We start from the raw sequence: 15,422 nt of genomic DNA, 5'->3' as shown, positions 1-15,422 counted from the left end.
CCATGAAGAACGTCATCCGGCTTGGGGATGCCACATCGCACGGCGGCAAGGTAATCAGCGCCAGCGCCTCCAACTTCAAGGTTCAGGGGATTCCGGTGGCATGCGTAGGCGACACGTGCAGCTGCCCCCTCCCTGGACATTCTGGCTGCACGATTACGACCGGGTCCCCGCATCACAAAATCAGCGGAAAGAGCATCGCCTTTGATGGCGACAGTCTCAGCTGCGGGGCAAAACTCATCTCAAGCTTCAAGCACTTCAGTACGAATATGTAACGTTGGCCAGGCTCGTACATGCGCAAGGGACCTTACCCGCAACGTTACCAGGACAAGCAGTGGTGACGCGTTGTGACGGAAGTCCTACCAACTAACCGGTTGTGCCCCTCGTTGAGAATGACTGATGAGCTCGGCAAGCGTTGCAGTCATTGATTAATAAAGGTTGCCCATACCGACCCAGCGACTTTTAATCCTTGGTCGCTCGTTCGCGCCCAGCACGGCCTATCAAGATTCAACGAAAACGCCAGCCTTCGGGTTTTTCCTACACTCGGTACATTACCTTCCCAACCACCGAATGGAGCGACCATGCGAGCACTTTCCCTCTTCCTGGCGACCACCGCTCTGCTGACCACCGTGGGCGCGGCCCAAGCCGATGCTGGATCGACCGAGCCGCTTAGCACGACTGCCCAGCAAATGGATGAAGTCACGGGCACGTACAAGCTCAGCGACGGACGCCGCGCCGAACTCTTCGTGCTGGACAACCGCATTTATGTGAGGATCGGATCTGGCCAGCAGAAGGAACTGCACCTGGCCGGAACGGACCGCTTCGCCTCGCTTGATGGCAGGCTATCGGTCCAGTTCGGCCCGCGCCTCGCCACCGACCATATCGTGCTCGCGCAGGACCGCAGCATCGCAGGACGGGACACGATCCGGCTCGCGTCGAACGAGCGCGCAGGCCGCGGCAGCGCCGACTGACGCGTTTTCTGCTCGAGGGGCTTAGCAAAATACCGCCGAGCCGCTATAATACCGGCCTTCGGGTCGTTAGCTCAGTTGGTAGAGCAGCGGACTTTTAATCCGTTGGTCGCAGGTTCGAGCCCCGCACGGCCTACCAGTATTACCAGGAAGCCCACGAATTCAGGTTCGTGGGCTTTTTGCTTTTCAGATCCATCAGGGCTTCCATGCCGCGTGACGAAACATCAAGTCATTTGCCGATAGGTCAAGCGCTTCACCTTCCGCATGCCTCCTACGATCTTGCGCGCGACCCACGGCAGTCGACCTTCGCGGTGCTCATTTTCAAGCAGATAAATCTTGAGTTCCTGCAGACGGGTCAAAGCCGCGTTTTTCGCCACTCTGTTTATATTCAGAAGATATGCCGCGCGAGACCGGTAAATGTCCAGGTTAGCCATGTCGCGCTGAATGCCCAGCAACTTGAACTTGTATTCATTGCGTCCCCAGCTGAGATGTGCCTCTTTTGCTCCGCGCTTGATTTTCTCCTGCATTGCAAGATAACAACACAGCATACCAAGACTGTATTTCGTAAATCTTGCATCATACCCAACCATTTGCGCAAAATAATGATCCCCGATACGCAGGCTCAGGCTCCCTCCGCATACCTGGCCGTCGAACAAGGCAACGACGAGCAAACCGGAGGTTTTTGCGCGCTCGGTCATCCAGGCCATCTCCTCCGGCTGAAGCCCAAAAGGGATCCTTTTTTCGTGCATGTTCGCTTTTTTTAAACTGATGAGGTCATGCACAAGCTTGACGTCGATCTCTTCATTTTCATACGTCGCAAAGTGGAATCCCGGATGATCCGCGGCAATCGCTTTCAGCTGGTGCCTGATATTGTGGCGCATCTTGGAGCTTAAACTTGATAGATATGCATCTACCGTTTTCGGCAAGGTGACGACGATATCCTCGGAATGGCCGTATTGTTGATGGATGAAACGAAGACCTCCGATATCTTTGCCGATGAGAGAAAAGGATATCCTTGATACCGAGGGGAACCGATCAAAGACATAATCTTTCAGTCTTTCTATCTCCTCCGGTGCAAGCTCTATCATTTCATTGACGACCTTCATTGTCTGGCCTTCCTGCCGCAACAGGAAAATCGCCACCGGACAGCCGTTACGGCGGACAACGTAAGCGCCCGCCTGCCTTGCTCTTTGCCTGATGGCGAAATGCGAAAGCGAAGAATTGAAGTTCTGATATAACAGGTCGAGTTCGGGCTCGAGGGACGGCAGAATAGTTTCGTAATAGGATACGGATACTTCATCAGCCGTCGCCGGCCCGGCCGCTGCCATTAAATCCTTGGGCATATTGGAGTCCTTGGATATGCTTGCTCATCTTGGAGAGTTGCCGGGGCTGCAACGCTGTTGTGCGAACGCAGCCCATGTCCTGCTCAATTATCATGCTCAATTCGAATCCTCGGTCGAGGCTTCGACACGTACCTCCCCCAATCCGATCAATCCACCTGCTGGACTATGGTCGCCACTGACGCGAACAAAGGACACCGACATCATGCCAAGGGCTCTTGCTGAAGCGCCAAGCAAGGCCGGGGTGATCCCGTATTTCAACTGGATATGATCTCCACCATGATGCATGGCAGCGTTGATTTCGAACGGCCCGAAGCTACCGATATAAACACTGCCCGGTTGTCCAGGAGTAAGCCCTGCAGAAGGAATATTCAGGTATAGCTGGTAAAAATACCCCCCTTGCTTGCCAAGTTCGCTGATTTGAATATTATCGAGAACGAGGCGCACCGAGCGGTACGCATTGCTCGTACCAGCCAAAGAAGCTGCCTGCCCTGCTGCAATCTTTGCGAGAACGCCTGCGTTCTCTGCACTGACCGGCAATTGCACACTGACCGATCGTTCACTCAGGCCGACATTCAACGCTCCACCTACCGAATAAGTTTGGCTGCTCGTCTGGCGGGGTCCGGCTATCCGGAACGAACCCACGGGCGGAATCGATCCCAGGAGGTCGTTCGACGTCGCCTGGACCCGATGTATATGGGGGTCACCAATCTTCGCTAGCGGCAATGAAGCAGGGAAGCTTTCGTTGTAGTAGCTATATCCCAGGTTCGTGCGTGTGTCATAGGTTGCCGATCTTGCGATGCTGAGCGAACTATTGTAGACATGGGTCCCTGACCAGTAGGAGTTTGTCAGCGAAGGCATTCTGCGCTTGCCGCCGGCCCTTACCCAAGCAACCCAGAGTCTGTCGACGTTCGCATGATGCAGCCAAAAAATAGGATCGAGTGGCGACTGCATCGTGGCCATGACATTACCGATCAGGTTATGGATCGGATTGTGCGGAGCGTCTTCGAAAGTCGGCTCGTAGGCGTTGCTCATTCCTCTCGGGAAATTAGTAATCTTTGATGAGAAGGGTGCCATCGTCAACGCCTGGCGCACATTCGTGTTGACACGACTAGCGTACAGCGGGTTGGTGCTGCTGGAATTTGTGAATTCCGGCGGTAATGTTGCGTTTGAATAATAGTCCCAGTAAGGAAGGACAAGCTGGCTGTCGTTGGAAATCGCGCGCAACTGGCGTTCAAAGTAGTACAAGTATCCGCGATGCCATGCAAGAAAATATGGGACACCATGCGGGCAATTGTTGAGGTGAATATTCATCCAATAAGACCAGCTGTTCGGATCAGCCGAGTTCGTATTGGATTTCATTGTAGTAATAGCATTGAGAAGCGCATCGTAATGCGTTGTTGTCGTGAATGACTGCCATTCCGGGCGGACCGTCAATGTAGTTGCCGCAAACAAGTCCAGCGGAAGCGATGATGCTCCGAATGCCAGGACAGAACTTCTCATGAAATTTCGCCGGCCAAACTTTCCTTGTACCATAATATATCTCCTGAAATTCGCGCAACTCCGGCTGTTCCATCGCCCGCTTATCGCATTTCAAGCATCATTGTCGAGTGAGCGACTGGAAAAACCTTGAATCGGGCATTTGACAGTAGTCAGAGCAGCCTCAGCCAAGTTTGATGTATGTCATACCAAGCCAGAAAAGTTTAAAAAACCACAAATTACATGTGATATTTATCAACTTTCTTTTTTAATTTACATGCTAGTCAGGCTTCGATTAGCCTACCCTGTACTAGCTGCTCGTTTGCAGCTACTCCTTTAAGGCAGAGGAAGCTGATCCATTGCTTTCTGGATCGAACTGGCACATCCTGTCGAGATAAAGAATACAAGCCTTGAGATTGATATTTTTTGGCCGGTATATTAAGAAACTTTCCGGCTGGTTCCGCGAACCATTTTTTTGGACGTCCGCCAGATATCGATTCCACGCGCAACCGCTCTTGCCGCTCCGGTATCCTTGGACTCGCAATCCAATAACGCAAATCGGGCTTCCATCGCATATCCCTGCAGAGCCACCCTGATTGCATAGGGTAAATTAAAAAAAATCGCGGCACGGTTGCGGTAGATCGTCAAGCTGTCATATTTCCGGGATTCGCCCAGCAATCGGTATTTGTAGGAAAGCCGTCCGCACATCAGATTGATTTCCGCGCCATTCATGCGCATGCATTCCATCGCGGTCCAGTAACGGCACAGCATTCCCGGGCTGAATTCGTCGTATTCGCTGTCATGGCCAGTCATGATCATGTAATAGGTGCTGCCGACGCGGCAGCAGAGAGTCGCTGCGCAGATACGATCATCAATCAAGACCAATCCCGCCAGACCCTTTTCCGCGGCCAAAGTGGCAAAGCGTTGTGCATCCTCGTCCTGGTAAGCGGAAATCTTGTTCTTAGCAGACATTCGATTCCTGTTCCAATGGACAATCCGACTGGTCAGGTCCGTATCGATGCGACTGCCCCGGATCACCTCGAAACGAAGGCTGGGGTGCCGAAGTTCGAAGGCCTTCGCATGGTGCTTGAGAGTGCGGCGTGTCTTCGTCCCCATCTTTCGCGTGTATTCCTCGGGCGCTCCGCCAAAAGGAACGACTATGTCCTCGCCGGCGAGGAATTGTTGAGAAGGATAAGAAGCTCGTAGCTTGCCCATGTGTACGCCGGAAAAACAGATCCGATTTACTTCAGGCATTCTTCCGAATATATAGTTGGCAAATTTTTCGACTTCTTCCTGCTGGGTTCTGATTGCACTATTCAAGACCCTGATCATCAATCCATCACGTTGAAACAAGAACACCGAGCGAACCGAGCCTTTGGAATGAGCAACATAGGTGGATACCGAATTGTTCAGTTTCCCGGCGAGCCGCAGATAAGCAATGGACGAATACAGGGCGCCATAACATCGATCCATCTCTTCCACCGCAAAATCCGGTATATGGTTCTCATAGCATTGGATCTCTTCCTTGCCCTCAGGAATTCGGTACTTCGCTTCCTCATGATCGGCGCTTGTCTTCATTGTGCATCCCTATCGCAACATTTCTGCAAGGTTAAGGTCTGGCTGAAGGATTGCCACCGTTAACGAAAGCATACGGGCTCGGCTTTACATTCACCGTGCATTGATAGTAATAAGTCTATGCGCCGCAAGACAGGCAAGTTCATCCGTATTTGAGGTGGATCAAACGTAGGTTCGAAACCAAAAGGGGACTGTTGATCCGCAATATGTTGAGCTGAAAATGGTTGAGTTAGCGTTCGCAACGCCCCCCCATGCGTAATGCCCGCAAGCGCAGATGAGCAGGATGGACGGCAAGTTCTGCCGATACATTGAAGCGCGGTTGACTGCCGTATCGGTATGCATGCCTTTACCAAATCACGACAATTTCCCGATGACGGACTGCTATCCTCTGCAGTTGCAATGCAGGCAATGGAAGGAGACCGCATGAACGCATCCCGTTTCGCATTCGCCGCGGCCATCCTGGCGGCAGGCGGCGCCCAGGCGCAGTTGATGGATCCGGCATCCCAGCCCCGGCTGCAGGCCCAGCCCTCGCCGGAAGCCAGGGCATTCGCCAGGATGCCCGCGCCGTTCGAGCGCGCCTACATGGTCGACGAGGGTGCGCACCCGTTTACCAGGCTATTCGAGGGCTACCGCAGCGATCCACGCCTCGTCGCCGGGATCAACCTCAACCGCTATCTGGCGCTCGAAGCGGGCTACCGGGAGCGCAAGGACCGGGGCTTCCACAGCATCGACCCGCACGATCCCCTCGACACGACGGGCGCGCTCGGCACCCAGGGCTTTCACACCTATGTCGCCGTCAAGGCGACGGCGCCGATCACCGACAGGCTCTCGGCCTACGGCGCGCTGGGCACCGCCCATAGCGAGCGGCGCGGGGGTGACGCCCTGGGCAAGACCGACAACGTCGACACCGGTACCTACACCAGGCTCGGCGCGCAGTACAAGCTGAACGAGAAGGCGTCCGTGATCGTGGAAAGCCAGAACTTCGGCAATACTTCCCAGAAGTGGGGCCAGGACACCAACGGAAATGGCGTGAACGCCAAGCTCAAACTCGGTTTCTGAGCTCCGTCCCCAGCGTGACGACGACACCGAGCGGTCGTCGTCGGGTACTACCGCGATCCGGGCGGGCATCCGCGGGTCCGGTTCTCCACCGGCCCGCTCCCGGAACGTGGCTTTGTCGATTGACGCGTTGAAGCTATATTCAGCGCTTCAGCTGCGACAGGTCGCGCACCGCACCGCGGTCTGCCGAGGTGGTCAGCGCCGCATATGCCTGCAGCGCCTGCGACACCACGCGCTCGCGGTTCACCGGCTGCCAGGCGTCGGGGCCGCGGTCTTCCATTTTCGCGCGGCGATGCGCCAGCTCTTCGGCCGACACCCGCAGGTCGATGGTACGGGCCGGGATGTCGATGTCGATCATGTCGCCCTCCTCCACCAGGCCGATCGCACCGCCTTCCGCCGCTTCCGGCGAGGCGTGGCCGATCACCAGGCCCGACGAGCCGCCCGAGAAGCGCCCGTCCGTGAACAGCGCGCAGGCTTTACCGAGGCCCTTCGACTTGATGTACGAGGTCGGGTACAGCATCTCCTGCATGCCCGGACCGCCCTTCGGCCCTTCGTAGCGGATGATGACGACGTCGCCCGCCTGCACGCTATCCCCGAGGATGGCTTCGACCGCCGCGTCCTGGCTTTCGAACACGCGCGCCTTGCCGGAGAATTTCAGGATGCTCTCGTCCACGCCGGCCGTCTTCACGATGCAGCCCTTCTCCGCGATGTTGCCGTACAGGACAGCCAGGCCGCCGTCCTGCGAGTAGGCGTGGGCAAGGTCGCGGATGCAGCCGTTGGCGCGGTCGATGTCGTTGGACGCGAAGCGCTCGGCCTGCGAGAACGCGACCTGGGTCGGCACGCCGCCCGGCGCCGCGCGGAACAGTTGATGGACTGCCGGGTCGTCGCTGCGGCGGATGTCGTATTTCTCGATCGCGTCGCCCAGGGTCGGCGAGTGCACGGTCGGTACCGAGGTGTCGAGCAGGCCCGCGCGCGCCAGTTCGCCGAGGATGGAGACAATGCCGCCGGCGCGATGCACGTCCTCGATGTGGTACTTGTCCGTCATCGGCGCGACCTTGCACAGGCAGGGCACCTTGCGCGAGATGCGATCGATGTCGGCCATCGTGAAGTCGACGCCGGCTTCATGGGCCGCGGCCAGCAGGTGCAGCACGGTGTTGGTCGAGCCCCCCATCGAGACGTCCAGCGCCATCGCGTTCTCGAACGCGGTCCTGGTGGCGATGCTGCGCGGCAGGACCGAGTAATCGTCGCCTTCGTAGTGGCGCTTGGCCAATTCAACAATCAAGCGTCCCGCGCGCAGGAACAGTTCCTTGCGGTCGGCGTGGGTGGCGACGATGGTGCCGTTCCCCGGCAGCGCCAGGCCCAGCGCCTCGGCCAGGCAGTTCATCGAGTTCGCCGTGAACATGCCCGAGCAGGAACCGCAGGTCGGGCAGGCCGAGCGCTCGGCTTCCAGCACGTCGGCGTCCGACTGGGTCGGGTCGCCGGCCTTGATCATGGCGTCGATCAGGTCCAGCTTGATGATCTTCGTGTCGTTGTTGACGGTCTTGATGACCTTGCCCGCTTCCATCGGTCCGCCCGACACGAACACCACCGGGATGTTCAGGCGCATCGCGGCCATCAGCATGCCCGGCGTGATCTTGTCGCAGTTCGAGATGCAGACCATGGCGTCGGCGCAGTGGGCGTTGACCATGTACTCGACGGAATCGGCGATCAGGTCGCGCGAAGGCAGCGAATACAGCATGCCGCCGTGGCCCATGGCGATGCCGTCGTCGACGGCGATGGTATTGAATTCCTTGGCGACGCCGCCGGCCGCCTCGATCTCGCGCGCGACCAGCTGGCCCAGGTCCTTCAGGTGCACGTGGCCGGGCACGAACTGGGTGAACGAATTCACCACCGCGATGATCGGTTTTTCGAAGTCGCCATCCTTCATGCCGGTCGCGCGCCACAGGGCACGGGCGCCGGCCATGTTGCGGCCCTGGGTAGTGGTACGGGAACGGTAGGTCGGCATGATATCTCCTCGGGAAGCGGCAATCGAATGAAGTACCCAGAGTGCCGCAGGCCCTGTGATTTGTCCAATACATGATTTATTGCTGTGTGATTCTTTTTGCGTATCACAAGATTTCCCACACGAAAGGTCTTGGCCGGATGCTCCCGAGCCGCTATAATGCGGGCCGTCGGGTCGTTAGCTCAGTTGGTAGAGCAGCGGACTTTTAATCCGTTGGTCGCGTGTTCGAGCCACGCACGGCCTACCACGAACAAGCAGTAGCAGATCAGCCAGCTTTCGAGCTGGCTTTTTTGTTTTCGCTTTCCGACCATGCCCCAGACCATCCACGTTCCCGTCCACCACGAGCTCGTCATCAAGAAGAGCCGCTTCATCGCCTGCGTGCAGCCGATGCCGGACCGCGCCGGCGCGCAGCAGGTCGTGGCGCGCCTGCGTGCCGAGCATCCCGGGGCCGCCCACGTGTGCTGGGCCCTGCTGGCCGGCGGGCAATCAGCGGCGGTCGACGACGGCGAACCGAGCGGCACCGCCGGGCGCCCGATGCTCGACGTGCTGCGCCACCAGGACCTCGAAGGCGTGCTGGCCACCGTGGTGCGCTATTTCGGTGGCGTCAAGCTGGGCGCGGGCGGACTGGTGCGTGCCTATACCGACAGCGTAGCCCAGGCCCTGTTGAAAGCGGAAAAGATCGCCATCATCCGCCAGCGCACGCTGCGCTGCGCCGTTTCCTATCCGCTGGAAGGCCTGATGCGGCGCGAATTGGAACTGGCCGGAGCCGAGCTCGAACAGGTCGAGCACCAGCAGGAGGTGCTGTTCACGTTCCGCCTGCCGGACGACAAGGCGGATGCGCTGGTCGGGCGGCTGAACGAAGCGGGGAGCGGACGCATCGCCTGGATCGAAGAGCCCTGCTAAAAAAGCCATCATCTCCACTAATACCGGTCATCACGACTCGAAAGCGGACTCACCATTCGTGCGCCGCTATAGTGGCCGGTCCTTCCCATCAAAAGAAACAAGAACGTGATCAAGAAGAGCCTGGCTCCACTGGCCCTGGGCGGTTTCGGCATCGGCATGACGGAATTCGTCATGATGGGCATCCTGCCCGACATCGCCACCGGCCTCGACATTTCCATTCCCCAAGCGGGTTACCTGATTTCAGCCTATGCCGTCGGCGTCGTGGTCGGCGCGCCGACCCTGGTCAGCATGCTTGGCCACCGTCCGCCGCGCGGCGTGCTGGTCTGGTTCATGCTCATGTTTGCCGCCTTCAACGCGCTGTCGGCCTTCGCGCCCAACTTCCATACGATGATGCTGTTCCGCTTCCTGGCGGGCTTGCCGCATGGTGCCTTCTTCGGCGTCGGCGCCGTCGTCGCCACCCGCCTGGCGGACAAGGGCAAGGAAGCGGCGGCGCTGGCCAGCATGTTTTCCGGCCTGACCCTGGCCAACGTGGTCGGCGTCCCGGCCGGCACCTGGCTCGGCCACCATATGAGCTGGCGCATCGTGTTCCTGATCGTCGCCGTGATCGGCCTGGCGACCGCCTTCATGACCCAGAAGGCGATTCCCTATTTCGAGGGCAGCGAGCGGGCCGGACTGGCCCGGGACCTGCGCATCTTCCGCAACCCCAAGCTGTGGCTGGCGCTGGGCATCACCTCGATCGGCACCGGCGGCTTCTTCGCCTGGCTCAGCTACATCGCGCCCCTGCTCACCGACGTCACGCGCTTCCACGCCGACATGATCCCGCTGATCATGACCGTGGTCGGGGTCGGCATGACGGCCGGCGTGCAGTTCGGCGGCAAGCTGGCCGACCGCGTGCATCCCCTGCACGCCATCACCATCCTGCTGGCCTCGATGATCGTGCTGCTGTGCCTGAACGCCCTGCTGGCGTCGTCGCAGCCCGCGATGGTGGTGCTGGCCTTCCTGGTGGGGGCGAATGCGCTGGCGCTGGGCCCGTCGATCCAGATGCTGCTGATCGAGCATTCGCGCGAAGCCGAGATGCTGGGCTCCTCGCTGGGCCAGTCCGGCTTCAATATCGGCAACGCCACCGGGGCTTTCCTCGGCGGCATTCCACTGATCATGGGGTATTCCTACGCCTCGCCGCAATGGGTCGCGGCCGGCCTGGCTAGTGCCGGCCTGGTCCTGGCGCTCGCGATGCAGGCGCATGGGCGCCGCGCATTCAAACCAGGACCGCCTGCCCCATCGATTCGCTGAGCTCGGCGGCCTCGCCGATGATGGCGTGCAGGGTCGCCTCGTCGACCAGGAAGTCGAGCGCGCTCTCGCTGTGCTCCGGGAGCGGCACCTTGATGCCCAGCGGCGACGGCACCCTGGCATAGAGGTTGGCCAGCAGCAGCGTGTCGAGTAGCGAGCTCGGCGGCATGTTCAGCCAGCCGCCGCGCAGCTCGAAGACGGCCTGGGCTACCGGCTCGGGCAGGGCCAGCCGGCGCCCCACCTCGCGCATGACCACATCCTCGCACAGTTCGCCCCAGCGCTCGTCGTCGTCGTCGAGCAGACCCGGGAATTCGTCCGCGCGCGTCAGCAGGTAGAAGGCGCCGATCTCGTGCACGATGCCGGTGAACATTGCCGTGTCCGGATTGACGAAGGTGACGCGGCGCGCGAACACCTGGGCCAGCGTGGCCACCTGCACGGTGTGCTCCCACAGCTGCTCGGCCTTGGCGCGCAGGCCAGGAGTCTGGATGCATGTGCCGAACTGGCGTACAACCAGGCTGGCCACCAGCATCTGCAGGTTGCGGTAACCGATCCGCGTGACGGCCGCGCGCACATTGGTGATCGGCGCATTACCGGCATTGAAGGCGGAGGAATTGGCCAGCGCCACCGTGCGCGCCGCCAGCTGCGGCTCGCCCAGTACCAGGCGGATCGCTTCCTCGAGATGGCAATCGGGTTCGTTCAGCGCCTGCTGCAGGCGCAATACGGCGTTCACGCTGGTGGGAAAGGATATGTCACCGCGCGCTGCCTGGGCCGCAATGTATCCGAAGGCTTCGATTCTGTTCACGGCGGCGATTATACCTTGCAGACTTTAGCCTACAGGCAATTTACGTCCCGACGATCGAAACCTGTGGTATCAGAACAAAAAAAACAGCCGGCTACAAAGCCGGCCGCGTTGTGGAGCATGCAGTGCTTACTTGACCTTGATCGCGCTCTTCACGGTCGTCACGCCGTCGACGCCTTTGGCAACCTTGACTGCCTTATCGGCCTCGGCCTTCGAATTCACGAAGCCGCTCAGCATCACGACGCCCTTCTCGGTCTCGACGTGGATGCCCAGCGATTCCAGGTCCGGCTCCTTCACCAGACCGGCTTTCACCTTGGTGGTGATGGCGGTGTCGGAAGCGGCCAGCCTGGTCTTGCCGGCGGCGTCCCTGGTCTTGTCGCCGGCGTTGTCCATCGCGTTGTCGCTCTTCTGGGCGGTGACGGCAGCGCTGTCGCGGGTCTTGTCGCCGGCACGATCCGCCGCGTTCTCGGTCTTCTGGGCAACCGTATGCGCCACCTCCTTCGTCTTCTCGACGGCGGTGTGGGCGGCTTCCCTGGTCTTCTCGGCAACAGTAGCGGCCACATCCTTGGTCTTGGCGGCGGCGGTCGAGGCGGCCGCCGCCGTCTTGTCGCCGGCGCGGTCGGCGGCATTCTCGGTGCGGTTGGCGACCTGGCCCGCATTGTCCTTCACGGTCGAGGGCTTGGTCTGCACCAGGCAGCCGGTCTTGCTGTCGCCGCCCTGCTGCGCGCACTTGTCGACCGCGGCGGCCTTGGCCGGTTCGCGGGTGTCGGTGCCGGCCACCAGGCCGCCGCCGCTCGAGCTGCCCGTGGCGCTCGAGCCGGTAGCGCCGGACGCGCTCGAGCCGGAGGCGGTGGACCCGGACTTGGCGTCCGCCAGCGCCGCGGTGTGGACCGACCTGGCGTTGTTCATGCAATCGTCCTTGTCGGCGCCGCTCTTCGCGCCGCACTTGGTCTTGGCCAGGTCGTACTCGGCGTCGGCCAGGTTGGTGCGCGCCTTCTCGCGGCCCTTGGCCGTGTTGTTGTACTGGGCCAGGGCGTCGGATTCGGTGCGGGTGCGCGTCAGGCGGGCCTCGGCCATGCACACGTCCTTGTCGTTGCCGCTCATGCTGCCGCATTTCGCGCTGGCCGCCTTGTAGTCCGCGGCGGCTTTCTGGGTAACGGCACGGTAGCTGGCCGGATCGTGGTTCAGTGCAACGGTGGGCGCGGCGAATGCGGCGCCGGCGGCCGTCGCGAACAGGGTCGCAATCAGCGTTTTCATGTCGGTGTCCCTTGTATCGATGGTGTTGAGATACAGGCGATTAAACGCTTCACCGGACCGGACATCTGTACGTCATCGCACAGTTGTCTAAAAAACCATAAATATCTGCTTGTCCCAGCTCAATCGTCGTTCAGCAAACCCTCTTTCCAGAGCGTTGCCGCATTCTCGAACGGCTTGTCGGCGGCGCCGAAACGCTTGCCGTCTTCGGCCAGCTTGACCCAGACCCGGGTGTCGTGGCCGCTGCGCGCCACCGGCGGCACGGCGCGCACCTTGTCCAGCCAGGCGTGGACGCGGGCGTAGTCGCCCGGGTGGCTGTGACGGGTCCAGGCCAGCGCCGCCAGGTCGGCATAGCCTTCCTCGCGGCGCATCTCGCGCATCGCCTTGGATGCCGCCAGCAGAGAGGGATCGGCCGCGGTCTCCTCGCCGACCTCGACGAAGCCAGCCGGCAGCACATGCCAGGCGCCTTGCGCATAACGCCAGCAATGCGCGATCTCGTGCGCCGCCATCGCCTCGATCAATTCGCCCTGCCGTTCCGGCGCCACGCCGGCCAGCAGCTTTTCGGCATCCGGATTGCCGCGCAGCGAAACCACCAGCTTGCAGCGCCCGCCGTCGAAACCCATCGCCAGCGGGACGTCGTTCGGGCCGGCCTTGGGCTGGACCACGACGTCGATCGGCAGCGGCAGCGGCAGGCTGCGCGCGTAGTCGAGCACGGGATAAGCGGCCACCAGCCAGCGTTTTTCGAGCGCGGTAAGCTCGGCCGCATGCGCACCGGCCATGGTGGCCTGGGATGCCGCGCACAGGGCAGCGGCGAGAAGGAAAGACTTGAACATGAGAGGGATTCCCCACGGGATAGATGACATGCCTATCGGCAATTCTATCTCTCGGTGAATCCCTTGACGGATTATTTTTTACCGTCTATATAGAACAGCAAACTTACCAGAAGTATAAAATTACGTCCCCCCGCCTGCGCGGGGACGACCTCGTTTCGCGCGGGCGATCAGCGCGCTGGTGCTGCCGTGAGCTTCGCCGCAGTGGTAAAAGAAGGGCGGATATCGTTCGGCACCGCCTTCATCTTGTCGAGTGCCTTCTGGATGTCCGGGCGGATCACGACGTACTGCTTCATCAGCGCCTGTGCGCGCGCGTAATCGCCGGTCGCCTCGATGCTCAGGAATTCGCGGTCGAGATCCGCCACCGCGCCCTTGATCTTGTTGAAGTCTACCGAGAAAGTGCCGTCGCCGTGCGAGACGAAGCCGCCCTTGTCGAGCAGGTAGTTGACCTGGATCGCCATGCCGCGCGCGTGCGAATCGGTCAGGCCGAAGTGCAGGGTGCGGAAGGCGGAGGCCAGGAAGGTGTTGTACAGCTTGCGCTCAGCCGCCGCACCCTGCCCCAGCGACGACTTCAGCTGGCCCTTGTCCATCATGTAAGCGAGCGCCCACAGACCGGTCACGTCGGCCTTGGCCTCTTCGATGGTCGAGTAGGCGTCCTTCAGGTCCTGGCGCGGGGTCGAGGGCTTGCCGCCCTGGGTGGTCGCGTGCGGTCCCAGGCCGTGCATGATCTCGTGCGCCAGGATGTGGGTGAAGAAGGAATCGAAGTCGAGGTCCTTCTGGTCCGCTGGCCTCAGGACCAGTTTCGTGATCGGCTTCAGGGTGGCCTCGAACTTCGCTTCCTGCACGTTCTTCAGCATCACGCGCTTGGAGCCGCGCTTGCTGATGATGCGCTCGTCGTTCGGCAGGTTGTAGGCGGCGGTCTGCACGCCCATGTTGCCGTCGCCGGCGCCGTACACCTGATTCACGACGACCATCGGCGCGATCGCGCCGACCTTCGGGTTGCGGTACTTCGGGTCGAGCGGCAGGTTGTTTTCCAGCTCCTGCATGTGCTTGCCGAAGAAGTTCAGCTTCTCGGTCTCCTTGGCATCGCGCACGTTCACGTAGGCCTCGAAGGCGGCCTTGTAGCCGAACAGCTCGTCGTTATAGGTTTCGTACGGGCCGATGGTGACGTCGACCGGCGAATCCAGGTCCATCCAGGCGAAGTCCGAGGCCAGGTAGTCGTTCGACAGGAAGGCGTCGGCGCGCAGGTTCAGGAATTTCTTCAGCGAGGCGTTGTCGGTGGCGTTGGCGGCTTCCTTCAGCAGCTTCGACAGCTGCTGAAGCTCGGTCACGTACTCGTCCGAGTACTTGACGATGGCGTAGCGCTTGGCGCCGCTGCCGTCTTTCGTGTTGCGGATGACGGTGAAGAACCACTGCGCCTGCTCCTTGTCCTGCGGCGACAGGGAATTCATCCAGGTTTCGAGGTCCTGCTTGCTCGCCCCTTCCGGATAGAAATTGGCGCCCGGCGGCTTTTCAAGCGGGATCGCGATGCCCGCATACTCGGCCGGCATGAAGGAACGGTTGCCGTCGAGGATAGACCACGGTCCCTTGTTCAGCCAGAAGTAGTCGTGGCGCGCACGGCCCAGGGCGCTCGTGTCCTTCTGCAGCGCGGCCCACAGCGTCTCGTTGCCGGACCAGCGCTGGCGCAGCTGCAGGGTATCGACGATCTTCGCGGCTTCGATCAGCTTTTGAATGGCGACAAGGTCGCCCTTGGACAGCTTGCTGGTGTCGGCACTCAGGTCGACCGGCGCGAAGCGCCTGGCCATCGCGTTCAGTTCGGCGGCCGTGGCCGGGCCGGCGGCGTGTGCGGGAGCTTCGACAGCAAACGAAGCCGACATGGCGCCGGCCGCCAGCAGGGCGGCGACGAGCGGGGTGAGCAGGTTCTTCATGGTG

13 protein-coding genes and 2 tRNA genes are annotated in these 15,422 nt (G+C 60.6%); 7 read left to right on the top strand and 8 right to left on the bottom strand.

From position 1 onward, the window contains the following. Positions 1-2 precede the first annotated feature (2 nt). The 3 genes from ACI48D_RS03530 to ACI48D_RS03520 all read left to right on the top strand — a co-directional run bounded on the left by ACI48D_RS03530 (position 3) and on the right by ACI48D_RS03520 (position 1,104). Complete coding sequence (locus tag ACI48D_RS03530) at positions 3-272, top strand: PAAR domain-containing protein (protein WP_435569823.1); 270 nt, start codon at positions 3-5, stop codon at positions 270-272. 306 nt (positions 273-578) lie between these two features. After that, positions 579-968: a hypothetical protein gene (locus ACI48D_RS03525; RefSeq protein WP_435569822.1), complete on the top strand. Its 390-nt coding sequence runs from the start codon at positions 579-581 to the stop codon at positions 966-968. 60 nt (positions 969-1,028) lie between these two features. After that, positions 1,029-1,104 (top strand) — tRNA-Lys (locus ACI48D_RS03520). A gap of 85 nt (positions 1,105-1,189) precedes the next feature. Here the strand turns inward: ACI48D_RS03520 and ACI48D_RS03515 are convergent. The 3 genes from ACI48D_RS03515 to ACI48D_RS03505 all read right to left on the bottom strand — a co-directional run bounded on the left by ACI48D_RS03515 (position 1,190) and on the right by ACI48D_RS03505 (position 5,362). Continuing rightward, positions 1,190-2,308 (bottom strand): GNAT family N-acetyltransferase, encoded by a 1,119-nt coding sequence (locus tag ACI48D_RS03515; protein ID WP_435569821.1) that lies wholly within the window; start codon positions 2,306-2,308, stop codon positions 1,190-1,192. Between the two features lie 96 nt (positions 2,309-2,404). Beyond that, positions 2,405-3,808 (bottom strand): tyrosinase family protein, encoded by a 1,404-nt coding sequence (locus ACI48D_RS03510; protein WP_435569820.1) that lies wholly within the window; start codon positions 3,806-3,808, stop codon positions 2,405-2,407. 414 nt (positions 3,809-4,222) lie between these two features. Further along, a complete protein-coding gene (locus ACI48D_RS03505; RefSeq protein WP_435569819.1) occupies positions 4,223-5,362 on the bottom strand; it encodes a GNAT family N-acetyltransferase in 1,140 nt (379 codons plus the stop codon). 420 nt (positions 5,363-5,782) lie between these two features. Between ACI48D_RS03505 and ACI48D_RS03500 the strand changes: the two genes are divergently transcribed. After that, positions 5,783-6,418 (top strand): outer membrane beta-barrel protein, encoded by a 636-nt coding sequence (locus tag ACI48D_RS03500; RefSeq protein WP_435569818.1) that lies wholly within the window; start codon positions 5,783-5,785, stop codon positions 6,416-6,418. 139 nt (positions 6,419-6,557) lie between these two features. On the opposite strand, the gene ilvD is transcribed toward ACI48D_RS03500, so the two are convergent. Next, positions 6,558-8,420, bottom strand: a complete 1,863-nt coding sequence (gene ilvD / locus ACI48D_RS03495) for a dihydroxy-acid dehydratase (RefSeq protein ID WP_435569817.1) — start codon at positions 8,418-8,420, stop codon at positions 6,558-6,560. 168 nt (positions 8,421-8,588) lie between these two features. On the opposite strand from ilvD, the gene ACI48D_RS03490 reads away from it, so the two are divergent. The 3 genes from ACI48D_RS03490 to ACI48D_RS03480 all read left to right on the top strand — a co-directional run bounded on the left by ACI48D_RS03490 (position 8,589) and on the right by ACI48D_RS03480 (position 10,610). Then, a tRNA-Lys gene (locus ACI48D_RS03490) sits at positions 8,589-8,664 on the top strand. A gap of 62 nt (positions 8,665-8,726) precedes the next feature. After that, positions 8,727-9,320, top strand: coding sequence for an IMPACT family protein (locus tag ACI48D_RS03485; RefSeq protein WP_435569816.1), 594 nt, complete (start codon positions 8,727-8,729; stop codon positions 9,318-9,320). Between the two features lie 105 nt (positions 9,321-9,425). Continuing rightward, complete coding sequence (locus tag ACI48D_RS03480) at positions 9,426-10,610, top strand: MFS transporter (protein WP_435569815.1); 1,185 nt, start codon at positions 9,426-9,428, stop codon at positions 10,608-10,610. On the opposite strand, the gene ACI48D_RS03475 is transcribed toward ACI48D_RS03480, so the two are convergent. From ACI48D_RS03475 to ACI48D_RS03460, 4 genes are all read right to left on the bottom strand, one after another. Continuing rightward, positions 10,576-11,409, bottom strand: coding sequence for an HDOD domain-containing protein (locus ACI48D_RS03475; RefSeq protein WP_435569814.1), 834 nt, complete (start codon positions 11,407-11,409; stop codon positions 10,576-10,578). The genes ACI48D_RS03480 and ACI48D_RS03475 overlap by 35 nt on opposite strands. Before the next feature lie 126 nt (positions 11,410-11,535). Beyond that, a complete protein-coding gene (locus ACI48D_RS03470; protein WP_435569813.1) occupies positions 11,536-12,663 on the bottom strand; it encodes a BON domain-containing protein in 1,128 nt (375 codons plus the stop codon). Positions 12,664-12,782: 119 nt separating this feature from the next. Beyond that, entirely contained in the window at positions 12,783-13,493 is a 711-nt protein-coding gene (locus tag ACI48D_RS03465) for a hypothetical protein (protein WP_435569812.1), read from the bottom strand. Positions 13,494-13,660: 167 nt separating this feature from the next. Further along, positions 13,661-15,418 carry a dipeptidyl-peptidase 3 family protein gene (locus ACI48D_RS03460; RefSeq protein WP_435569811.1) on the bottom strand — a complete coding sequence of 586 codons (1,758 nt, stop codon included), beginning with the start codon at positions 15,416-15,418 and terminating at the stop codon, positions 13,661-13,663. Positions 15,419-15,422: the final 4 nt, after the last annotated feature.

Source organism: Massilia sp. LXY-6 (assembly GCF_051233485.1).
In the GTDB taxonomy this organism is placed as follows: domain Bacteria; phylum Pseudomonadota; class Gammaproteobacteria; order Burkholderiales; family Burkholderiaceae_D; genus Telluria.
Note: the sequence above shows the minus strand (reverse complement) of the source record. Positions and strands in the feature narration are given on the sequence as shown.

What these genes read in the sequence shown, in the direction of transcription:
- ACI48D_RS03515 (WP_435569821.1), bottom strand. Translation starts at nt 2,308, where the DNA reads ATGCCCAAGGATTTAATGGCAGCGGCCGGGCCGGCGACGGCTGATGAA.
- ACI48D_RS03460 (WP_435569811.1), bottom strand. Translation starts at nt 15,418, where the DNA reads ATGAAGAACCTGCTCACCCCGCTCGTCGCCGCCCTGCTGGCGGCCGGC.
- ACI48D_RS03510 (WP_435569820.1), bottom strand. Translation starts at nt 3,808, where the DNA reads ATGAGAAGTTCTGTCCTGGCATTCGGAGCATCATCGCTTCCGCTGGAC.
- ilvD (WP_435569817.1), bottom strand. Translation starts at nt 8,420, where the DNA reads ATGCCGACCTACCGTTCCCGTACCACTACCCAGGGCCGCAACATGGCC.
- ACI48D_RS03530 (WP_435569823.1), top strand. Translation starts at nt 3, where the DNA reads ATGAAGAACGTCATCCGGCTTGGGGATGCCACATCGCACGGCGGCAAG.
- ACI48D_RS03485 (WP_435569816.1), top strand. Translation starts at nt 8,727, where the DNA reads ATGCCCCAGACCATCCACGTTCCCGTCCACCACGAGCTCGTCATCAAG.
- ACI48D_RS03500 (WP_435569818.1), top strand. Translation starts at nt 5,783, where the DNA reads ATGAACGCATCCCGTTTCGCATTCGCCGCGGCCATCCTGGCGGCAGGC.
- ACI48D_RS03470 (WP_435569813.1), bottom strand. Translation starts at nt 12,663, where the DNA reads ATGAAAACGCTGATTGCGACCCTGTTCGCGACGGCCGCCGGCGCCGCA.
- ACI48D_RS03525 (WP_435569822.1), top strand. Translation starts at nt 579, where the DNA reads ATGCGAGCACTTTCCCTCTTCCTGGCGACCACCGCTCTGCTGACCACC.
- ACI48D_RS03465 (WP_435569812.1), bottom strand. Translation starts at nt 13,493, where the DNA reads ATGTTCAAGTCTTTCCTTCTCGCCGCTGCCCTGTGCGCGGCATCCCAG.
- ACI48D_RS03505 (WP_435569819.1), bottom strand. Translation starts at nt 5,362, where the DNA reads ATGAAGACAAGCGCCGATCATGAGGAAGCGAAGTACCGAATTCCTGAG.